General features: G+C 34.5%; 20 protein-coding genes. 15 read left to right on the forward strand and 5 right to left on the reverse strand.

Annotated features, from left to right (window positions below; all coding sequences use genetic code 11):
- Window position 1: 1 nt before the first annotated feature.
- Genes ACFQ1K_RS08770 through ACFQ1K_RS08810 form a run of 9 tightly spaced genes read left to right on the forward strand, consistent with a single transcriptional unit; the run spans window position 2 to window position 9656 of the window.
- On the forward strand, window positions 2-712 hold the full coding sequence (locus ACFQ1K_RS08770; RefSeq protein WP_320555201.1) for an outer membrane beta-barrel protein: 711 nt from the start codon (window positions 2-4) through the stop codon (window positions 710-712).
- 27 nt (window positions 713-739) lie between these two features.
- Entirely contained in the window at window positions 740-1801 is a 1062-nt protein-coding gene (locus tag ACFQ1K_RS08775) for a PCMD domain-containing protein (RefSeq protein WP_320555202.1), read from the forward strand.
- A gap of 19 nt (window positions 1802-1820) precedes the next feature.
- Window positions 1821-2309 carry a phosphate-starvation-inducible PsiE family protein gene (locus ACFQ1K_RS08780; protein WP_320555203.1) on the forward strand — a complete coding sequence of 163 codons (489 nt, stop codon included), beginning with the start codon at window positions 1821-1823 and terminating at the stop codon, window positions 2307-2309.
- 14 nt (window positions 2310-2323) lie between these two features.
- Window positions 2324-3496 carry a hypothetical protein gene (locus ACFQ1K_RS08785; protein ID WP_320555204.1) on the forward strand — a complete coding sequence of 391 codons (1173 nt, stop codon included), beginning with the start codon at window positions 2324-2326 and terminating at the stop codon, window positions 3494-3496.
- Window positions 3493-4515 carry an META domain-containing protein gene (locus tag ACFQ1K_RS08790; RefSeq protein WP_320555205.1) on the forward strand — a complete coding sequence of 341 codons (1023 nt, stop codon included), beginning with the start codon at window positions 3493-3495 and terminating at the stop codon, window positions 4513-4515. The genes ACFQ1K_RS08785 and ACFQ1K_RS08790 overlap by 4 nt, the downstream gene beginning before the upstream one ends.
- Window positions 4516-4551: 36 nt before the next feature.
- A complete protein-coding gene (locus tag ACFQ1K_RS08795) occupies window positions 4552-5979 on the forward strand; it encodes a hypothetical protein (RefSeq protein ID WP_320555207.1) in 1428 nt (475 codons plus the stop codon).
- Between the two features lie 33 nt (window positions 5980-6012).
- Complete coding sequence (locus tag ACFQ1K_RS08800; protein WP_320555208.1) at window positions 6013-6891, forward strand: mechanosensitive ion channel family protein; 879 nt, start codon at window positions 6013-6015, stop codon at window positions 6889-6891.
- A gap of 28 nt (window positions 6892-6919) precedes the next feature.
- A complete protein-coding gene (locus ACFQ1K_RS08805; protein WP_320555209.1) occupies window positions 6920-8632 on the forward strand; it encodes an amidohydrolase in 1713 nt (570 codons plus the stop codon).
- The gene (locus ACFQ1K_RS08810; protein ID WP_320555210.1) at window positions 8625-9656 is read left to right on the forward strand and encodes a DUF481 domain-containing protein; all 1032 of its coding nucleotides are present in this window, start codon (window positions 8625-8627) and stop codon (window positions 9654-9656) included. Before ACFQ1K_RS08805 ends, ACFQ1K_RS08810 begins: the two co-directional genes overlap by 8 nt.
- Before the next feature lie 22 nt (window positions 9657-9678).
- Here ACFQ1K_RS08810 and ACFQ1K_RS08815 read toward each other — a convergent pair whose 3' ends face one another.
- The 4 genes from ACFQ1K_RS08815 to ACFQ1K_RS08830 form a co-directional block, all read right to left on the reverse strand.
- A complete protein-coding gene (locus tag ACFQ1K_RS08815) occupies window positions 9679-11448 on the reverse strand; it encodes a mechanosensitive ion channel family protein (RefSeq protein ID WP_320555211.1) in 1770 nt (589 codons plus the stop codon).
- A 45-nt stretch (window positions 11449-11493) separates the two neighbouring features.
- A complete protein-coding gene (gene cls / locus ACFQ1K_RS08820) occupies window positions 11494-12939 on the reverse strand; it encodes a cardiolipin synthase (protein ID WP_320555212.1) in 1446 nt (481 codons plus the stop codon).
- Between the two features lie 72 nt (window positions 12940-13011).
- Window positions 13012-14052: an alpha/beta fold hydrolase gene (locus tag ACFQ1K_RS08825; protein WP_320555213.1), complete on the reverse strand. Its 1041-nt coding sequence runs from the start codon at window positions 14050-14052 to the stop codon at window positions 13012-13014.
- Window positions 14053-14088: 36 nt separating this feature from the next.
- Entirely contained in the window at window positions 14089-14619 is a 531-nt protein-coding gene (locus ACFQ1K_RS08830; protein ID WP_320555214.1) for a DUF4136 domain-containing protein, read from the reverse strand.
- Window positions 14620-14825: 206 nt separating this feature from the next.
- Between ACFQ1K_RS08830 and ACFQ1K_RS08835 the strand changes: the two genes are divergently transcribed.
- From ACFQ1K_RS08835 to ACFQ1K_RS08860, 6 genes are all read left to right on the forward strand, one after another.
- Complete coding sequence (locus tag ACFQ1K_RS08835; RefSeq protein WP_320555215.1) at window positions 14826-15626, forward strand: sulfite exporter TauE/SafE family protein; 801 nt, start codon at window positions 14826-14828, stop codon at window positions 15624-15626.
- Window positions 15627-15697: 71 nt separating this feature from the next.
- Window positions 15698-17113, forward strand: coding sequence for an MBL fold metallo-hydrolase (locus tag ACFQ1K_RS08840; protein ID WP_320555217.1), 1416 nt, complete (start codon window positions 15698-15700; stop codon window positions 17111-17113).
- A 131-nt stretch (window positions 17114-17244) separates the two neighbouring features.
- Window positions 17245-17583, forward strand: a complete 339-nt coding sequence (locus ACFQ1K_RS08845) for a rhodanese-like domain-containing protein (protein WP_320555218.1) — start codon at window positions 17245-17247, stop codon at window positions 17581-17583.
- Window positions 17584-17593: 10 nt separating this feature from the next.
- The gene (locus ACFQ1K_RS08850; protein ID WP_320555220.1) at window positions 17594-18619 is read left to right on the forward strand and encodes a c-type heme family protein; all 1026 of its coding nucleotides are present in this window, start codon (window positions 17594-17596) and stop codon (window positions 18617-18619) included.
- A 9-nt stretch (window positions 18620-18628) separates the two neighbouring features.
- A complete protein-coding gene (gene trxA / locus ACFQ1K_RS08855) occupies window positions 18629-18925 on the forward strand; it encodes a thioredoxin (protein WP_320555221.1) in 297 nt (98 codons plus the stop codon).
- A 204-nt stretch (window positions 18926-19129) separates the two neighbouring features.
- Window positions 19130-20392 carry an NAD(P)/FAD-dependent oxidoreductase gene (locus ACFQ1K_RS08860; RefSeq protein ID WP_320555222.1) on the forward strand — a complete coding sequence of 421 codons (1263 nt, stop codon included), beginning with the start codon at window positions 19130-19132 and terminating at the stop codon, window positions 20390-20392.
- Window positions 20393-20806: 414 nt separating this feature from the next.
- Here the strand turns inward: ACFQ1K_RS08860 and ACFQ1K_RS08865 are convergent, their stop codons facing one another.
- A complete protein-coding gene (locus ACFQ1K_RS08865; protein WP_320555223.1) occupies window positions 20807-22903 on the reverse strand; it encodes a TonB-dependent receptor in 2097 nt (698 codons plus the stop codon).
- Window positions 22904-22916 lie beyond the last annotated feature (13 nt).

Raw genomic sequence — 22916 nt, forward strand, 5'->3', positions numbered from 1 at the left:
TATGAAAAAACAAATAGCTCTTATTGTATTCTTGCTAGCTTTTGTAGGGTGGATTTTTCCTCAGCAGGCTGATGATCCAGAAGAATTATACAGCATATCAAAAGGACGGTATTACACATCTTTGACTTTTTCTTTAAATAGCAGAAATGCTGAGAATGAAGACCAATTATTTCGTCAAGTTTTGGACCAAGACCGTTATATCTATAGAATCGTTGGTAATGCTGGTTATGCTATAAAAGATAACTTTACATTAGGTCTTTCACTCGGATATGGTGAATCAAAGGAAGATATTAGATATACCGATGAGAATGATGCAGAGCTTAATTCGAAGCGATTACAGCGTGGCTTATCTATTTCACCTAACATGCGAAATTATATTCCTATAGGTAAAGGAAAGTTGCAAATTTTAGTACAGACCGAATTAGGTTTTACCTTTGGTGAATCCCTTCAGCGTATTTATGCAGTAGATAATGTAGATAAGATTGAGAGTGATTTTTTTGAGTTTGAACTTGGAGTAAGTCCTGGTGTAGCACTGTTTTTTAATAAAAATTGGGCTTTTGAAACTCGAGTCAATGTTGCCGGATTTTCTACCAGGGCAGAAGAATTAGTGACCAATAATGATGAGGCCAACCGACAACGAATATCAGAAACAAAAATTGATCTCAAATTAAATTTGTTAGAATTAAACTTAGGGGTAGCGTATTATTTTTAAGTTCAATTTAAATTGTAAAAAAAAGGTATGAAAACATATAAAGTTCAAATAGTAATTGCTGTAATAATAGGTTTATTGTCTTCTGGCTGTATAAGTGATGATGAATTTGATCGTTCACCGTTCAATGATATTAAGACTTTTCAATTACCAGGGCAAGCCGGACTTACCGCTATTAATAGAGAAGAAAAAAGTATTATTATTCCGATGAGTGAAGAGGCAGAATTGTCTGATGTGGTGCCTTCTAATATTGAGATTTCAAATTTGGCGACGATATCGCCCTCTATGACTAGTCCTCAAAATTTTAATGAACCGGTCGTGTATGAAGTTAGGGCAGAGAACAACGAAATAGCGATTTGGACCGTGACAGCAATTCCTGCATTGCCCAATCCACAGTTACCTAATAGTAACTTTGATCAATGGTATACAGTTGGTAATTATCAACAGCCTGGTGAAAGTGCTGATAACACGGTCTGGGGAACAGCCAACAGAGCTTTGGCACTTGTAGGAGAGGCCAATACCAATCCTGTAGATCTAGGTAATGGAGATTTCGCTGCAAAACTGACGAGTGAGCCGGCACCTTTATTGGTTAGGATGGCTGCAGCAACATTATTTACTGGCACATTTACTCAAGGATTTCCTAGTCCAACCGACCCTAGGTCAAATATAGATTTTGGTACTCCCTTTAGCGGACGGCCAGATGCATTTAGGGTAGATTATAGGTATCTCCCTGGTGAATCTTATGAAGATGCAGATGGTAATCCTTTGTCAGGAAGCGACCAATGTGATATTTATGTATTATTAGAAAAAAGAGAAGGTGATGTTGTACAGCGTATAGGAACGGGTTGGTTTCGTAGTGATGCTTTGGTCCAGGATTGGAGTACTTTAGAAATTCCTATTACATATGGTGAACTAAGCCCATCTGATCCTCAGTTTGAATATGCAAACATAAGGGAAGGAGAGTCATGGGGACAATCCTCAGATACACCAACGCATATCACGGTAGTATTTTCATCTAGTGCTTTAGGTGATTTTTTTACCGGCGCTATTGGTAGTGAACTTTGGGTCAATAATTTTGAATTAATGTATTAAAAAACAAACTAGACTTCATATGAGCGCAATCGAAAGAATGATTAAAATGTTTTATTGGTTTATAATAGTTATACTTTTTGTAATTCTATTGTTTTCAACGCTTGAGCTTGTTGTACTCATTGGTAGAACATTAGTAAATAGTAGGGAGGTTTTTGATTTTTCTACACAGCGTGTTAATACCGACGGATTATTTGTCAATCATGTGCAAGGATTTATCGCAGGTATATTATTATTAACCATAATTATTGAATTAATACAATCATTTTTTGTTTTCATCAAGTCTGAGGCACATTCTAAATATCTTGTTATTATATATGAAATCGCTATGATCGCCATAGTGAGACATCTTTTCGTACTTGATTTTGAACATATAGGAGGTGTTGAACTTATGGGAATATCGCTTTTGGTTCTTGTGGTAGGGGCATTAAATTTTTTCAATAAACCTGAATTGATAAAAAAAATGACACAATTAAAATCAATCACAAAACAGAAAAAGTCTAAAAATTAAAATTTTTAAATACTATGCTAGATAAATTTAGAGCTAATTTCTTAAAAACTGTTTTTTATATTCTGACTAGTGTTGTTGCGATTACATTTTCCTCATGCTCTCTTGTTAAAATAGAAAGTGAACAAAAACCATTAGGTGTCAGAGAACTCAATACAAGGTTGCTTACTCAAAACTTTGCAAAGACAGCAATGGATCGTGTTGAATTGGCTGCAGATAGTATTTCTCGTTTATATCCAGATAAAAAGAATGTTCAAATCAATACGCTTTACTGGAAGATTCAAACCTCGGAAGAGTTAGGTAAAGTAAGTTTTCAAACAGAGCCAAAGATTGCCTTAATGGATACTTGGGCTTATTTTCTAGAAGCGAAACAATCACTTAGTTTGCCTGAATTAGATAACATTTTCGGTTCACATAAATCTTTGGCACTAGAGGCCATTAATCAAAACCTCGAAGACATTGACAATATAGCTTTAAATGTCCTTCCTAGAGGTGAATACAATGAAGTAAAAGAGTTTGTAAGGGAACATGCAGCGAATACACCTTTGTTCATGCAAAAGGAATTCAAACACCAATCCGTAAGGGATTCTTATCTAAAATTTAAAAATATACCAGATAGTACCGCCGTGCAAACCGTAGGTACACTTTCAGAAGTAGTAGCAGATGCCAGCAATCGTATTGGCTATTATTCAAATGCTTCAGGCAAAAGGTTTAACTGGAAGACAGAGTTAATGCTAAAGGAGAAGGGAATAGATTCTTTTGCGTTTGAAGCAAAACTTGCTGAGATTGAAGCACAATTTGATCGCTTAGTTGTTGTTGCCGAAAATTCGCCAGAAACCATAGAGGAAGCCATAAAAGAATTTAGGAATAAAATTAGTCCGTTATTTAGAAATCTAAATTATGAAATCGGAGCTGCCATGCAGAGCTTAGCATCAGATGTACAATCTGTAGATACAATGTTAGAACGAGAGCGTATTGCCTTAGATTCTATTATTGAAAGAGAGCGGATAGCCCTAACCATGAAGGCAGATGACTTGGTGAATACCGGCATTGAAAATGCCTTTGATGGCTTGGGTAAAACGATACGTAAATCTATAATCTATTTCATTTTATTATTCATAGTTGTCTTAGGATTACCCTTCTATCTTGGGTATCTAACAGGTAAACGTAAAACAAACAAGGAGTCATGAAAAAAATTGTAATTGTCTTTAGTGTAATAGCATTGGTAATGTCCTGTAATTCCAACAAAAAAGAAACCTCGGTAATTTGGGTTAGTGGCTATAAAACAAATTGTGATATGGGCGCTGGAAAATCGACTTGTCTTATAGTTTCAAAACAAGAATCCCTAGACAATCAGAAATGGGAATTATTTTATACAAACATTGAAGGATTTGAATTTGAAGAAGGTCAATTACAAAAAGTTGAGGTTAAGGAACAAAAATTAAATGATGAAGACATGGCAGCTGATAAATCCAGTTTTAGCTATCAACTAGTAAAATTATTAGAAAAAAAACCAGATAACCGTATTGCATTACAATCTGAATGGCAACTTGAAAAGATGAATGGTGAGGCTCTTATTGATAGTATGACGATACCTACCTTAGTTATTGACCTTTTAGAAATGCGCTTAAGCGGTAATTCTGGCTGTAATAGTTATACGGGAAGTATTACAGAGCTAGGTCTTAATAAGATCAGTATGAGTGAAATGGCAAAAACATTAAAACTCTGTCCTGAAGCCAATTATGAAGATGAATATATGAATCTTCTTAAGAAGGTAAAAGTATATGAAGTTAATGGGGCGAACTTAAATTTTAAAGATGTTGATGGAAAGGAGATGCTTCAATATAGAAAACTTAACAAAACCAAAAATGAGGTCAGAATTCATGATATATGGAATGCAGTTAGGGTAGGAGGTTATCCAATTAATAGAATGGTAACCGTTCCAAGACTTGAAGTTAATACGCAAGACATGAAAATTTATGGCAATGACGGTTGTAATGAGTATTTCGGTTCCATAACCCAACTTTCCAATACAGCTATAACTATTGAAAATATTGGAAGTACACGAAAAATGTGTCCTGATATGGAATTTCCAGAGCGCTATATGAACGCTTTAAAGCAAGTGAAAGGCTATGATTTTGAGGAGAATATATTAATACTAAAAAATACAAACGATGAAGAGGTCTTGGCATTTATAAAAGGAGATTAATTCTAAAGCACAAAACAACTTAATAAACATATAACAATGAAACCACAACTCTTATTACGCATCTGTTTTATAGTAAGTTCTATAGGCCTTTGGTCTCAAGAGACTAATTTTTTAACACTTCATAATTCAGAAAAATTTAAAGTACAAGGCACACTACAATTTGGAGCCAATGCTGTCGCTGAAACGAATCTCTTTTGGAATTTAGCAGACGTTCCTGAATTGGATTTTGATTCTGATACACAATGGTTAGAATCTTATATAAAACCAGGAGTTGGGTTTACATGGCTTCCAAGCGAATCAAATACATCTAAATTTTACGGAAAAGTGTCTATTGTTGCATCTTCTACCCTCGGAACAGATGCATTTGATGAAGGTGATACAGGTAGAACAACAATTGAAGAAGCGCACCTTGGTTACAAATTTAATCTAAACGAAACAAGTAGCCTAGACCTCTCTTTAGGTTCACAAGAATTAAAACTTGGAACAGGTATGCTGATTGCAAATGGTGGTGTAAGTGGATTTGAAAGAGGTGCTTTAAAACTAGGTCCTCGTAAAGCTTGGGAAATGACAGCTATAGGAAAACTAAAAACTAAAGATTTAAATATAACGGGTTTCTATATCGATCCTAACGAATTACCTTCAAATGATACACGCAATGAGTTAGCAGGTTTTGATGTAAATTTATATAAGTCCGCAAATAAATATATTGGGTTAAGTTATATCCACGTCACAAGTTCAAATGCTCCATATCCACAAGCAACTCCAAACGGTCCAGCACCAATAACAATAACTTTTGGAGACCGAGAAGACTTAAATGCATTAAATTTCTACGGAAAATCGTATCCGTTTAAAAATGAACTTAAAGATGTTTTTACAACTATCGATTTTGCATACCAATGGAACAGTAGAATTGATCTTAATTCATGGGGTGGACGTGCCCAAATTGGTTATGATATTAAAAAATGGAAATGGAGACCAACAGTAATGTTGTCTTATCAAATATTTTCTGGGGATGACCCTTCAACATCTGGTCAAGAACGTTTTGATCCCTTGTACTATGAAGGATCTCCAAGCGCATGGTCTACTGGGTCTAAATCATCGATGGTTTTTATCAATTCTAACGTAAAAGCTTTCGGTTTCAGCGTAAGAACTATGCCATCACCTAAGGATATATTAACGTTTAGATATAATGCTATATCTGCTCATAAACTTCGTAGTCCACTTCAATTTGGTCAGGCTGCTAGGGTTGATTTTGCAGATGGTGAGGGATCTACAGTAATTGCTGGTGTAACCGAAAAACCTCTAGCAGATGATTTTTTCCTTGAATACAATAGAATAATCAATCAAAATATTTTCTTTAATGTAGGATTCAGTATGTCTTTTGCTGGCAAAGGAATTACAAGCATTAGACCAGATGTATCTACATGGACCGGAGGTTTTGCAAATATTGTGTTTAATTACTAAAACATTGGTTTACCCGAAAAGCAGAATAATATTATGGAAGAGATAATTAAATTCTTTAAAACACCTTTAGGTATCAATATTATTACTGTCGTTATAGCGATAATAGGAATAGTAATTATTTCCAAATTTATTAAAAGAATTATTCCAAAACATATAGCCGATACCAGTTCTAAATATCGTGCTCGAAAGCTTGTAAATATAATTGGATATGTTACAGCAATTGTTGTTATACTTGTAGTATTCAGTAGTCAATTATCAGCGTTAAATGTAGTACTAGGGGTTGCTGGTGCTGGTGTTGCCTTTGCCTTTCAAGAAGTGATAGCTAGTTTCGCTGGCTATTTAGTTTTACATTCTTCTAGTTTTTTTAAAGTTGGAGACCGTGTGATGCTAGGCGGTATTAAAGGTGATGTGATTGATATAGGACTTCTAAGAACATCACTAATGGAAACAGGGGATTGGATAAATGGAGATCGCTATAATGGACGAATTACTAAAGTTGCCAACAGTTTTATTTTTAAAGCACCTGTTCATAACTACTCAGGAGATTTCCCATTTTTGTGGGATGAAATTCATATCCCAATTAAAACGCACTGTGATTATGTATATGCCAAAGAGAAATTTTTGGATATACTAATGGAAGCTCAAGGTGACTTTGTACAAGTGGCTCAAGAACATTGGGATAATATGACTGCTAAATATTTGGTTGAGAATGCTCGTGTAGATCCTTTTGTGTTTATGCGATTTGACGAAAATTGGATAACCTTGACCTTACGATATGTAGTACATTATAACAAAAGAGGTGGAACTAAAGATTGGATATATGAACAGGTTTTATCTACAATAAGAAATTCAGATGGTAAATTAGAGGTCGCTTCTGCTGCATTTGAAATAACAGCTTTTCCTAATAAATAAAAAATGAAATAACATAAAACGCAAAAACATGAAAAAGCAATTTTTAAAAATTATAATGATGTCATTACTCCTCATGGCATGTAAAGAAACAACTAAAAGTGATAATTCAGATGTGACACTTTACTACAATGGTGATATTGTTACAATGGAAACTAATTCCCCAGTTTATGCTGAGTCGGTTGCTGAGCGAGAAGGAAAAATTGTTTTCGTCGGTAATTTAAAAGATGCCGAAGATAAATTTAAAAATCCAACTAAAGTAGATTTAAAAGGAAAGACGTTATTGCCTGGTTTTATAGATCCTCACAGTCATTTTGAGAAAGTGTCCAATACCATGGGGCAACTTAATATCAGTCCGCCGCCTGTTGGTGAGGTAACAAATATTCCTCAAATTATGGAAATGCTTAAGCAATACAAGATGGATAAGAATATTCCTGATGGTGAGTGGATATTTGCCTGGGGTTACGATGAAAATTTATTGGAGGAAGGTCGTCATCCTACAAATAAAGAAATTGATGAAGTTTTGCCCAACAATCCGGTTTATTTAGATCATACCAGTGGCCATATGGGTGTGGCTAATAGCATAGCACTTAAAATGATGAAGGTGACCTCAGAAAGTAAAAATCCACCTGGAGGAAATATTGGACGCTATCCAGACTCGAACGAACCAAATGGATTGGTACAGGAAACCGCGATGTACCCATTCGTAGGCAACATGCTTCAAATTCTTGAAACCAAGGCAGCAGGATTCTTTGTTGCTACGCAAAATTATTACGCAGAAAATGGGATCACAACCGCACAGGATGGATTGATTAATAGGCGAAAAATTAAATTTTATCAAGAGCAAGCCGAATCAGGAAATATGACGATTGATCTTATTGCCTTGGCTGGATACTCAGAATTAGAGCAAAATTTAGAGGATAGTACCATTACGTTTAATATGTATAAAGATGGTTTCAAAGTGCAAGGAACTAAGCTCATTGGTGATGGTTCTCCCCAGGGTAAAACGGCATTCTTTACCAAACCATATTTGACTCAAGTAGATGGTTGTGAAGAAAACTGTGTTGGATTACCAAGTATTACTCAAGAGGCTATGAACAAACTTTTTCTTATTGGCTATGAAAATAACAATCAATTGTTTATTCATTGCAATGGTGATGCCTCTATTGATATGGCTATAGCAGCTCATGAAAATGCTTGCGAAGTACTTGGTCAGCCTTTAGATAAAGATCGAAGAACAGTGATTATTCATTCACAATTTGTAAGACCAGATCAGCTTGAGAAGTATGTAGAGTATAAGATACTTCCTTCGTTTTTTACGAATCACGCTTATTTTTGGGGAGATGTTCATATTGAGAATTTGGGAATGGATCGCGCAAGTTTTTTAAGTCCAATAGCAACCTCAGATAAGTTAGGTATTAAATACACAAATCACTCTGATGCAACCGTAACCCCATTAAATCCATTAATGACTGTTTGGTCTGCTGTTAATAGAAAATCTAGAAATGGTGTTATCGTTGGTGAGGCCGAACGTGCTACACCATATCAGGCACTTAAGGCCATTACAATTAATGCGGCCTTTGAAAATTTTGATGAGGACCAAAAAGGGTCTTTAAAGGAAGGTAAGCTCGCTGATTTTGTAATATTAGAAGAGAACCCATTAAAAGCGGAGCCTGAAACATTAAAAGACATAAAAGTTGCAAAAACCATAAAAGACGGTAAGGTGGTTTATAGCAATGACTAATGAAGTGATGCGGATTTTTTCTATAAGTATTTTTATTTTCATACTAAGTCTATCCGGTGTTCAGTTATATGGCCAATCTGATACCTTGGTCTTTAATTCTGGAAATAGAATTGTAGGTGAAATTAAAAAGATGGAAAAAGGAATTCTTGAGATTGACGCAGCCTATGGAGATGAGAATTTTAAGGTTAAGTGGCTACAAATAGATTACATTCATACCACTTCAAAATTTTTAATTAATATCAAAAACCAGATCTATGAAGGTCAAATTGCCACGGAGTCGGATAAAACGATTAGAGTATTCCAGGCCGACTCCACTTATATTATATGTGCCTTAGAAGATATAGTATACTTAAAACAGTATAAGGATGGGTTTTCAAATCGCTTTAGTGCAGCTGTGGAAGTCGGTTTTAATTTGACCAAAGCCCAAGATGTTCGCCAATTTTCTTTTAGAAGTTCTGTCGGATATAAAACCAGTAAATCCACATTTAGTGCTTCATATAATATATTACGTGCATCACAGAGTAATACAGAAACCGTTAAGCGAACGGATGGGTTATTAAACTATAGCCGTATTTTAATTAAAGATTGGTATGGTGTAGCCAGTATTTACACCCTTTCTAATACAGAGCAAAAAATAGATTTACGAGCTAATTCCCAATTAGGTATTGGAAATTACTTATACGCTACTAACAGGGCATATTGGGGCATAGTTACAGGGGTAAACAATAATTTAGAGCGTTTCACCAATTCTCAATCCAACCGTAATACCTGGGAGGTGTTCTATGGCACCGAACTAAATTTGTATGATGTTGAAGATTTTAATTTGGCATTCGTTTTTGTTGGCTATTCCGGATTAACCGAAAAAGGTCGATTTCGTGCTGATACCACAATTGATGCCAAGTATGATTTGCCCTGGAATCTATTCATCCGTATAGGGTTTTCGTTGAACTATGACAATCAGCCTGCTATAAACGCAAGTCAAACGGACTACATTTTAAGAACTGGAATTGGCTGGGAATGGTAATCCGTTATGAAGGCTCATAGCCTTAAGAGCCTTCATTGGATTTTTTCTGTGGATATTCTATGGTGTTTTCAATTTTACTTATTGCATTTTCATCAAATTCTGGAATTTGAAGCTCTTTTTTTTCAATCCAGTCTTGAACTTTGTCCTCTACAGCTTTCTTTTTGGATTCAGACATTCCCTGATCTTTTGACAGATAGACCGTTTGTGATGGGAAAGCAAATCCACTACCGCTAGATTCAATAACTTCTGCTATTCTTAAGTTAATATCTTCTTGAACAGCTAAGAACTCATTGTAGTCCGATGATAATATATAAGCATATAGTTCTACATTTAAAGCATCACTGCCATAACCGATAAAACGAACGCGCGCAGGATTACGATCAACCTTGGGATGCGCGTACAAAATATTTCTTAGTTCTACCAGAATATAGCGCATCTGATGTGTAGATGTTTCATAACGCAAACCAATGGTGGTTTGGAACAGGAACATATCACGTTTAGCAAAATTCTCTATGATTTGTGAAGAAAAATCAGCATTAGGCACTGTTACAACTGTTCTTGCCGTTGTTCTTATTCTTGTAGATCGCATACCAATCTTTTCAACGGTACCGAGCGTATTGCCAAATTTGCAAAAATCACCAACACTTACCGGCTGATCAAATACAACAGAAAGTCCACCTACAATATTTTCGACTGTTTTTTGTGCGCCCAAAGCTAATGCAATACCACCAACACCTAAAGCGGCGATTCCTGCCGTAACATTGAAACCAAGTGTTTCAAAAATGATTAAAATAGCAATAACAATTAAGGTAAATTTTGCGCTATTCTTGATGAACGATATGGCACTGAGCCCACTAAAAATATTGCGTTCCCGTAACTGTTCGTCTGCCATAGAGGAGAGTGCATCAATCAATAGCCATAAGAATATAAAAAATGCTGTCCAAACCGCAATTAGATTGACCACACCAAAGGCTTGACGAACCACAATGGAAATTCCTAAATAACGAGATACGTTTACTAAAATTGCGACAGTAATGATTAAGCGCAATGGTATTAAAAGCGTTTTTAGGAACCTGCTATATTTACTCTGTTTATAATTCCTCCAAAATAATCTTACGAACCAACCAATCATTAAGGTTAATAACCATGCTATTAAATAGGAAATTATAGCTATAGAGATTATAGAAATCCAATCTAAGACCGGTGCGCCGAGCCATTTTGAATACTTATTGTCAGTAGCATAGTCAATGTTGTATTTGTCAGAATTATTATTATAATATTGAATGATGTTTCCTGTAGTTTCACTCGAAATTAACCAGATTTCATTATCTGAATCTAAAATTGTTTTTTCTAATAAGATAGGAATATTATTATTTGCTAAACTTAGGCTTCCAACATTTTCATAATTCGTGTTCAATCCATCATTATTATCGCCTTCAGCCGAATTATTTATAATTCTTATAGGGACAATTTTACCGTGTTTGTTTAAAACAATTTCAATGCGTTTAAGAAGTAAAATAACTATGGAGTCGTTATCTGTTTGTATATCATTTGGGAAATTAACATACTCCGAAGCTCTTAAATAATTGTTGTTTGCCACGGATTTAAAAAAACCGTTAACAGCACCTCTAGGTGTTGATCGACCTAACGGATCAAGCTTCTGGGATTTGGTTGTGACCTCTGAGGAGTCAGTAGCTTTGATTGAAAATAAATCTTGTGCATCCACCCCATCAAAACTCAGGAATGAGTATATGATAAGTGCTTTTAAAATTATTGATTTTGTTGAAATCATTTCCGTGATTTTTATGAGTTTAAATTTTTATAGTTTTTTCTGCCATTACATAAGAGATGAAAACAAATGCAGGGTCTTTTCTAAAAGTTTTATGTAAAGGGGTCTACTGTTCCATTCGTTCAGGTCAACAATATCCGAATCTTTAATGTCCTCATTAAATTTGCTTTCTAAGGATTCAGCTATCTTTTTATCATAAACTACAGCATTAATTTCAAAATTCAAATCAAAACTTCGATTATCTAAGTTTGCTGTACCTACGTGAGCTACTGTAGCATCACAAACCATAGTTTTGGCATGTACAAATCCTCTTTTATATCTATAGATACTTACGCCTGCTTCTAACAGTTCTTGAAAAAAGGAGTTCGTTGTTAAACCAACGACTAATGAATCTGATTTTTTTGGAACGATAATCTTGATTTTAACATTACTAAGTGCTGCGATTTTTAAAGCATTTAAAAAAGAGTTGTTTGGAATTAAATATGGTGTAGTGATTAAAATTTCTTTTTTTGCAGATAGTATGGTCTGAATTAAAGAATATAAGATGTTAGGGTAATCTGAATCTGGTCCACTTGATAGGATTTGTACGATTTTATCTCCATTTTCAGTCTTCAGCTTTTCAAAAGGAAAGAAGTCAAATGAAAATTTAAGGTTCTGCTTTGCACAAAAATTCCAATCTGTTAAAAAGGTATATTGTAGGTTCAACACAGCATTGCCTTCAATCTTTAAATGTGTATCTCTCCAATAAAGATCTGTTTTGGATGGATTGATATATTTATCGGATACGTTTATACCACCAACAAACCCAATTTTGCCATCTACGACAATTATTTTTCTATGATTTCTATAATTTAATCTGTTGGCAAATTGAACAAAGTTGATTTTGTTAAAAGCAAAGGCTTCAACACCATTTGATATAAGTTCCTTTACAATATTTGATCTTATATTTTTACATCCAAAGTCGTCATAGATAAAACGTACCTTTACGCCTTCGCGCGCTTTAGCAATCAGCGTCTGGGCGATTTCGTTTCCTATGGTATCGTTTTCATAAATATAATATTCTAGATGTATGTATTTTGTTGCCGACTTTAAAGTCTTTAATACTTCTGGAAATTTTTCCTCTCCATTAAATAAAAGTTCAACTTTATTATTGTCTGATATAATGCTGTTTTGGCTGAGAAAACTAGCCAAAGGATAAAACACGCCTAAATTTTTTTTATGTTTAGAAAGAACAGTATCAGTGTATCTAAGACTTTTTGACTTGAGTTCAGGAAAGGCTTCATCATCAATAGCTATTTTCTTTTGATAAAGTTTACGCTTTCTATAATTTAAACCAACACTTAGGTAAAATAGTATCCCTACTACAGGAAGTGCAAAAATCAATAATAAATAAGCGAGGCCTTTACTGGGCGTAGTGGTATTCAAAATTATTCTTATACCAACAGTTATCAATATAGTAATGTAAAGTGCAAAGATAATGTTAGATAATACCATTATTTATTTTTTAAACTGAAAGGCATAAAATTATTCAACCTCATTAAATATTTAGTTTGGAAGAGACTCTTATTAGTTAGTTGAATAAAAGTCAATAATTTTATTGATGGTTTGTACTCTTTGAGCATCTTTCTCTATAAGCAATTCATGTTCAGCATCCTTAATTTCAATGTACTCACATACTTTACCTATTTCCTTGGCCACATTAAAAAATCTTTTATGTGCAGTAGGGTTGACAATGTCTTCGTTTTCTGCTGAAAATAAAACAAAAGGGGTTTGAATTTTATCGATATTATCAAATATGTAACCGAACTGTTTACAGGAATGACGAAGCCAAGAATATGTGGCACCACCAAGTCGTGCTTTAGGCACTTTTTGATAGGCTTTGATCATTCTGTTAAATCTTATTAGAGAACCAGTTAAAGTATTATCCTCAAACTCTAAATTACTATCATTGTATTCAGATTGGCCAACTGCAAATTTAGGTTCTTCCTTATCTACCAACTTAACAATGCTGCAGATCGTGGGTTTAAAACCAAACATTGGTGAAGTAAATGCAGCCGCATTGAAGTCGTTTGGATACTGCTCCAGATAAGTCATACCTATGGCACCACCCATTGAGTGGGCGAGTAAGAATATTTTCTGGTAGAGATCACTTTTAATATAATTATCATAGAAGTACTTCATGTCATCTATGTAAAACTGGAAATTATCAATGTAGCCCATATCTGGGTTTTCAACCATTCTTTGAGAAAGCCCCTGACCTCTGTGATCATGAATGTAAACAGAATACCCATTATTGAATAGATCATAAATGAGTTCCTTATATTTTATGGCAGCTTCTGTGCGTCCTGATGATATTAGAATTGCCTTATCGGTATTTTTTTGCTTGAAAATTTTATAATAAATCTCAATGTCGGATTGCCCCTTGAAAGTGCCTTCCTCGCCGCTATCATAAAACAATTCTATTTGATTGGCATAGATTGAATCTCTTAAATTAATTGTTGTAGTGAGATTATACTTATTATTTAATTTGAGTGATGAAGTTTTACCACCCTCGCAGGATAATATAATAAATGGAAAAAGTAGAAAGTAGTACCTTAAGAAACTCATAATTTTATAAATCACCTTAGTTTTATAAAATCAGGTCTAACGAGGAGGAAAACTTGATAGTATTTTGTTAATAGCCTCTGATATAACTGAACTATTAAGATTTTTGTCCTTAACAACATCGGTTCCAGAGCCCTTCCAAATCAGTTGCTTTTTTTTATTATCAATAATATTAATTAGGAGTGTACCTTCCGTATAATTGATTTCTTTAGAAAAGGTTTTTCCCACTCCTGTTCTAAATCTCCATCTTTTACCAAAAGTCGTACTTACATTGACGTTGGTGTTAGAGTAATCTCTTTTGTTTTTTGTCTTTACATCTAAATCAACTAGAAAATCAGGATTATCAGACTGAACAAATCCTTTATTGTCTAAGTTGGAAGAAATACTATTTATGAGCCTACTTTTTACAATATCATCAATCGGAAGCTTATCGGTTTCACTTGAAAAATTATAGGTTTTGTAATTTTTGAAATTTACACTTTCATCATAATCAGACATAATCTTTGTTGACGAACAGGAAAATAAAATAAGCGATAAAATGAATGTAGTAAATAAGGTTTTGCTTGACATTTTTAAAAGATTAAGAAGTATAACGTCTTAAAGATAGTGAATTTTCAAAGGATGATTGTCAAAAATTTAGTTCAAATTTCGGATTTTTTAGGAATGAATTAGTTTTCAAAACCAAGGATGTTTTATTAACAATCATTACATTGTAACAATTGTTACGTGTTTAAGCTAATTATAAGATTAGATTTGAAGCTCACTAACTATTTCTTATGGATATAAATCAAATTTTTGGTTACATCGGAGCCTTGTTTATTGGAGTTGTCTTAGGCCTTATTGGCGGTGGGGGTTCTATTTTAACGGTTCCAATACTGGTTTACCTTCTTTTTGTAAATCCTGTTACGGCAACAGCATATTCACTGTTTGTGGTGGGGATATCTTCACTTGTTGGTGCCATTAGGAATATTCAAAAAGGATTGGTGGATTTTAAGACAGCTATTGTATTTGCAATCCCTGCGTTTATTGCAGTTTATATAACAAGAAAATATTTGGTACCATCAATACCTGAAAACCTATTTTCTATAGGTGATTTTATGGTCACAAAGAACATTGGTATCATGTTGTTTTTTGCTTTTGTGATGTTAGTGGCCTCTGTATCGATGATACGAAATAAACGTGAAGAAAGGCTCGAAACTTCTGAAGTTTCATATAATTATCCGCTCATTATTGTTGAAGGTGTTTTGGTAGGAGTCGTTACAGGGATTGTTGGTGCTGGCGGTGGATTTTTAATTATACCTGCCTTAGTATTGTTGGCCAAACTCCCAATGAAAAAAGCTGTGGCCACATCATTGCTTATTATTGCTATTAAATCGCTTATCGGTTTTATTGGAGATGTCGAAAATTTAGTTATTGATTGGCCATTCCTTTTAATATTTACAGGGATATCGGTAGTTGGTATATTTTTAGGAATTTACCTTTCTAATTTTATCGAGGGTAAAAAACTAAAGAAAGGATTTGGCTGGTTTGTATTGATCATGGGTGTTTACATCATTTACAAGGAGTTAACAATGTAACTTTTGTTACAGCCTTATTTTTTAAACGTTAGTAATTTGAGTGACATATAGTTTACATTAACCAAAATATTATGAAAATAGAACAAATTTATACAGGATGTTTAGCGCATGCCGCATATTATATTGAAAGCAAAGGCGAGGCAGCCATTTTTGATCCCTTACGTGAGGTGCAACCATACATTAATAGAGCAAAATTAGATGATGCTAAGATTAAGTATGTTTTTGAAACACATTTCCATGCAGACTTTGTTTCAGGACATTTAGATCTTAAAGAAAAAACAGGTGCTAAAATTGTGTTTGGCCCAACAGCCAAGCCAAATTACGATGCTATAGTAGCTGAGGATGGTCAGATATTTGAAGTAGGAGACTATAAGGTAAAAGTCATTCACACACCTGGGCATACTATGGAAAGTACAACTTATTTGCTCATCGATGAAAACGGTAAAGAACACGGCATCATTACCGGTGACACTTTGTTTATTGGAGATGTGGGTAGACCAGACTTGGCACAAAAGGTCGTAGCGGAACTTACTCAAGATAAATTAGCTTCGCTGTTATACGATTCCTTACGAAACAAAATTATGCCATTGAGTGATGATTTAATTGTATATCCAAATCATGGTGCAGGATCTGCCTGTGGTAAAAATATGAGTAAAGAGACTACAGATACACTTGGCAATCAGAAAAAGACAAATTACGCGCTTCGGGCTGATATGACCAAGGAAGAATTTATAGAAGAACTTTTGGACGGATTAACCGAGCCACCTGGATATTTCCCTCAAAACGTATTAATGAATATAAAAGGCTACGAAAGTTTTGATAAAGTAATGGATAAGGCTCAAAATCCCTTATCACCTAAAGCTTTTGATGCGGCTGCAAATGAGACTGAAGCCGTTGTTTTAGATGTTCGTCAACAATCAGAGTTCATAAAAGGTCATATACCACGTTCCATATTTATTGGTATTGATGGTAACTTTGCGCCATGGGTTGGAGCGCTTATAGTAGATGTAACACAACCCATTCTTTTAGTAACACCAAAAGGAAGGGAAGAAGAAGTGGTGACTAGATTGTCTAGAGTTGGGTTTGATAATGTCATCGGCTATTTAGATGGTGGATTTGAGGCTTGGAAAAATGCAGGAATGGACTACGATACCATAACCTCAATTTCAGCTGAAGAATTCGCAAAGGATTTTGAAGGCAAAAAAGATGTCGTTTTTGATGTTAGGAGAGAAGGAGAATTTGTTGCTGAGCATGTAGATGGTTCAAAAAACACACAACTCGATTATTTAAATAATTACCTAAGTGAATTTCCAGAAGATAAGACGTTTTATCTGCACTGTAAAGGTGGCTATCGTTCTGTGATTGCTGCTTCAATTTTAAAAAACCGAGGTATTCATAATTTGGTTGATGTTGCTGGTGGTTATGATGCCATTAAGAAAACAGACATTCCTAGAACAGATTATGTCTGTCCATCAACCTTAAAGTAATTCCGTAGTTTTAATTAGTTCAGCGTGTGCTACAATTGGGTAGCGCACGCTTTTTTTATGTAACAATGGTTACGCTATGGCATTGCTTAAACAACTAATTTTACATGAGTTAAATATTAAAATATAATCTTATGTCGTTTTTCACTTCATTATTTGGATCTAAGACCTCACAAAGTGACACTATAAAGCTTTTGTCTCCAGAAGAATTTAAAGCTCAAGTTGAAAATAAGAAAGTACAACTGGTAGATGTTAGAACACCAGCAGAATTTAATAGCGGGCATATTAAAGGAGCTAAAAATATAGATTTTTTCTCTGGTAAATTTAATATTGAATTTAATAAATTAAACAAGGATAAAGCAGTTTATGTCTATTGCCGCAGTGGGAGTAGAAGTAGACAAACGTCTAGAAAACTTGAAGCTTTAGGGTTCACCGAAATTTATGATTTAAGAGGTGGAATCTTAAGATACTAAAAAGATAATTATGAGATATATTTTAATATTGCTTGTATCTGTTTTTGTTTTAAGTTGCAACAACTCTAAAAACAAGGACCTTTCTGCTTTTGAAAAAAATATGCAGGCTAACAATCATCCTGGGAAAAAGTTAATGGAAACTAATTGTTATGTATGCCATAGTCCCACGGCTAGTCATGATGATAGAATTGGACCTCCAATGATTGCTATTAAAAAGCACTATATTAATGAAGAAACCACCAAGGAAGAATTTATAGCAGATATGCAAGCTTGGATTAAAAACCCAAATGAGGCTGATGCTAGAATGCGAGGGGCCGTTAGACGTTTTGGTGTTATGCCTAAACAGGCTTTTCCCGAAGACGTTATCGGGAAAATTGCTGATTATATGTTTGATTACGACATAGAACAACCGGAGTGGTTTGAAGATCACTTTAATGAGGAAATGAGAAATCGGAATCAAAAGGGCAAAAAAGGTATGGGCCATGGCAAAGGTAAAGGCAAAGGAAATGGAATGCATAAGCAGCAAGCCCAAACCAATTTTGAAGATTTACCTTATGGCGAAAGAGGCTTAAAATATGCTTTAACTACCAAAGCCGTTTTAGGTAAAAACCTAATGGGTACGATACAGCAAAAGGGAACTTTAGAAGCATTAGAGTTTTGTAACGTTAGAGCGTATCCATTAACGGATAGTATGGCAATAGTCCATAATGCTGAAATAAAACGTGTTAGTGATAAACCAAGAAATCAGAACAATAAAGCCAATACAGAGGAATTACAGTACATAGAAACATTTAAAAAGCTAATTGCCGAAAACAAAGTAGTAAATCCAATTGTGCAGGAAACAGATGATGATGTTCATGTATATTATCCTATTGTAACAAATACAATGTGTTTGCAATGTCATGGTAAACCTGAAACTAATATTAAACCAGAAATTTTAAAATCATTATCTTTACTATACCCTGAAGATAGGGCCAAAGGCTACTCAGAGAACCAGGTAAGAGGCATTTGGAATGTGTCTTTCAAAAAGAATTAAATAGTAGTTATGAGTAAGTTTTCTGAAATAATCAATAAGGATAAGCTTGTGCTTGTCGATTTTTTTGCAGAGTGGTGCGGACCATGCAAAATGATGACGCCTGTTTTAAAGCAGGTTAAGGATAATCTCGGAGACCGAGTAAGCATCATTAAAATTGATGTAGATAAAAACCAAAGTTTGGCTGCAAAATATCAAGTACGAGGTGTCCCTACATTAATGTTGTTTAAAAATGGACAGCAAGTATGGAGGCAATCTGGGTTGCTTCAAAAGGATGATCTTATCAATGTCATTACGAGTAATGATTAGATCTTTTATCTTGTTATTTTTAAAAATCAAGGCTGTTTTCATTCTTTCCAAAAAAATAACACACCATTAAAATCATCATTTAACATTGATGGTTGTTTTGGTTATTAAATGGATTATGTAACAAATGTTACATGATTTCATATTAATCAATATAACTTTAGTGATGTTGAATAATAATCAACACTAACTAAATCTTTTCGTTTTATGAAATCGCATTATCAAATTTTGGTCATTGGTGGTGGCTCAGGTGGTATAATGACTACTGCCAACTTATTATCTAAGGATAAATCTTTGGATATAGGTTTAATTGAACCTGCAGATTGGCATTATTATCAACCCGCTTGGACACTTGTAGGTGGGGGAACTTATGATTTTGAAAAAACCAAACGTTCCATGGCTTCGGTAATGCCTAAGGGTGTAGATTGGATTAAAGATTATGCTACAGGGTTTAACCCAGAAGGTAATGCAGTATCAACCAAAGAAAATGGGGATATAACCTATGATTTTCTAATTGTCTCTCCTGGCTTGGTTATGGATACGTCCCTAATAGAAGGGTTAACCGAATCCCTAGGGAAAGGTGTGGTCTGTAGCAATTACACAGACCCTAAACATACTTGGGAAGTTTTAAGAAATTTTAAAGGAGGAAATGCTGTTTTTACACAACCCACAACACCAATAAAATGCGGTGGTGCCCCACAGAAAATAGCTTATTTAGCCGCAGATTATTTCAAGAAAAATGGCCTTAAAAATAAAAGTAATGTCGTTTTTGCAACGCCTGGATCAGTAATTTTTGGTGTTAAGGAAATCAGGGAAAGTTTAATGCAGGTGATTAGTAAGTATGGTATTCATTTTAAGCCCTTTTACGCACCAATAAAAATAGATGGTGAAAATCAAATGGTAACTTTCAAAGGTGTAGGTACGGGAGAAAATAAGTGTGTGATTAATGAAGATAATGAGCTTAGGGAAGTTATGTCTGGGGAACAAATTATTGAGATGCCTTTTGATATGCTTCACCTGGCACCACCACAAACTGCACCAAAATTTGTAAAGGAGTCATCCTTAGTTAATGATGCGGGTTGGTTGGATGTAGATATTCATACCCTTCAGCATAACAAATATCCAAACATATTTGGTTTAGGGGATGTAGCGGCTTTACCAACAGCAAAAACGGGTGCCGCTATACGAAAGCAAGTACCTGTAGTGTCCGATAATATAAGACAGCTCATTGCACATCATAAAAAAGGAAATAAATCCTATAACGGTTATTCCTCTTGCCCATTGGTAACAGGCTACGGGAAAATGATTTTAGCCGAGTTTGATTACGATAATAACTTTATTCCAGATCCTAAGCTTAAGCAGATGTTGGTATTTAATAGCGAAAAAGAACATTGGAGGCTTTGGATGCTTAAAAAATATGGGTTACCCTATTTATACTGGAACAAAATGATGAAAGGCAAAGAAGTGTAATTAGATTTTTTTTTGATTGATAGCTGAGCACCTTAAGAATTATTTTTTAAGGTGCTTTTTTTATTTACTGACAAATGTCATCTTTATTGTAAAATAATGAAGCTACTTTAGCCTTGAAAACGATAAATAGTTAACCAATGAACAATTCTTTACTAATATACGATCACAGTAATGGAGTTATAATGATTGCTGTGTTCGCTTTAGTTTGCGTCATTTTAGTAGGCGTACTTGTTAATTTTATGACAAGTGGAAAAAAGAAAAACGATAACAACGAAACTAACTAAACTAATTTAATTTTTTATTACATAGTTTTTTTACTGTGTAATATTTTGAAATTCTTCTAGAATTTTGGGCTAAAATGAAGAGGCTCGATTTTATAAATCGAGCCTCTTTTTAGTTTTCTAGATGTAATGTCTAAAATTTGTATTGCAAAAATGCTGTGAAATTACGTCCAGGTTCGGTAATTGGCGTACGTCCAAAATCTGCCTGATTGGTAAATGAAAAGTTGAGATGGTTGTTGTACGTCTCATCAAAAATATTCAAAACAGCAACACCTAAGGTGAAATTTTTAAATGCATTGATGCCAAAACGCGCATCTAAGGTTTGATAACCGTCAGTCACGGTCTCGTCAAAACTTTCAGAAATATTATTTTGTCGGGACACTAAATTATACTGTAGGTTGGCCCAGTACTTTTCTCTTGTAACACCAGCAGAAAAACGGGTTGTAAAAGGCATTGTTAGAGGTAAAGACTCATTTAAATCTTTATTTTTTGTATAGACATATGCAAATTCACTTCTAACAAAATAGTCATTCAAAAATTCTAATTCTGCTTTAATTTCAAAACCGGTTTTATAAGCTTCATCCAAATTTCTAAACACTTTCGCATTCTGCGGTAATGCCATAGGCATAAATTTGCGGTCTATGCTTTCATCTACAACAGCAACAATATAGTTTTCAAAATAGGAATAGTAAAATGAAGCTTCATACTTAAAAGCATCCAAACCATTTTTTAAAGGTTCATAACCTTTAAAACCTATTTCAAATTGGTTGTTAACTTCAGTATCGAGATTAGGGTTGCCTACATACTCATATGAGTCTTGCCCAACAGTAAAATGATTGATAAAACGCTCTATCATATTTGCCGAACGGACACCACGACCATAAGCAGCTTCTATGGTAAAATTATCTGAAACGATTTTCTTAACAGAAACAGTAGTGCTTATATTATGTTCCGTACGCTTTTTTAAATCGTACATTTCTGCAAAATCCGCTTCAGGATCTTTTATATCAGAAACAACATGGTCGTATCTAAAACCAGCTGTAAGAATGGTGTTTGGACCAATACTGTATTTGGCTTCTGTAAAAACACCTAAATCATTAATGTAAGAATCTTGCCAGACCTTATCAATAAAAAGCATGGGTTGTGGTAACGGATTACCGTTCATCACTTTAACTAAACGTTCTCTATTACCGTCTCTGGCAACATTAAACATGTCAACACCAGAAAAAATGTTTAAACGATTTAACGGCTGCCAATGTAATTCAATTTTACCACCAGTGGTCAAGGCATCAACATTAGATGCTGCACTTACCATATTAAATGAGGGTCTGTTGTTATTAACCATTAAATGATCTACATAACTATAGTAAGCCTTGGCATTTACAGATTTAATAACCTTACCAATATGATCTAATTTATAATCTAATGAGATAATACTGCTATTGTCATAATCTGTATCCATTGGTAAAGCCGCATGTAATACATCTCTGCCAAAGGATTGTCTCCAATGCGCTTGTAAGCGATGGTCTTCCGAAAAGTTATAACCCACCTTAACACCATAATCCGTACTTCTGAAAGACGACGGAATTTCGGTACCATCACCATCTTCATAATTACCAAAATCTCTGTAGCCAGCGTTAGCTACAATGTCATACTTTTCTTGTATGTACTGCAATTGGGCCATATTAACAAATGAATTTCCGTTACTTTCATAACCACCGGAAATTTTACCGTGTAAGCCATGATCTAAATAGTTTGGCTTTTCAGTTACCATATTAATAATCCCTCCAAACGTCGCGCCATAGCGCACAGTGTAGGGTCCTTTTATAATCTCAATTTTAGAGATTTCTTCAGGAATAATATGCGTTGTAATAGGATCCATTCGGTTTGGGCACGCATGCATAGCTTTCGTTCCTCCATCATACTGTATATTAAGTTGCTCATATTGAGACGCTCTAAACGACGGATCAATAGCATAGTTACCTCGTTTTATAGATGAGAAGCCGATAATATTGTTAAATAAATCCGCAACGTTTTTAGGTTGTACAATATTCTCAGCGTATTTATTGGATACTATTGTTAGAACAGGATCGGTCTTTATATTTCCTGTAACGATGACCTCGTTTAATTTTGTTATTTCTTTTTTTAAGGTGTCTTGTTTTGTTTCTTTTTGAGCATAAGACACACCTGCGATTAGTGCACATAGCAGTGCACTACACAATGTTTTCATTTATAGTATAATT

Source organism: Winogradskyella aquimaris (genome assembly GCF_042676105.1).
GTDB classification, from domain to species: domain Bacteria; phylum Bacteroidota; class Bacteroidia; order Flavobacteriales; family Flavobacteriaceae; genus Winogradskyella; species Winogradskyella aquimaris.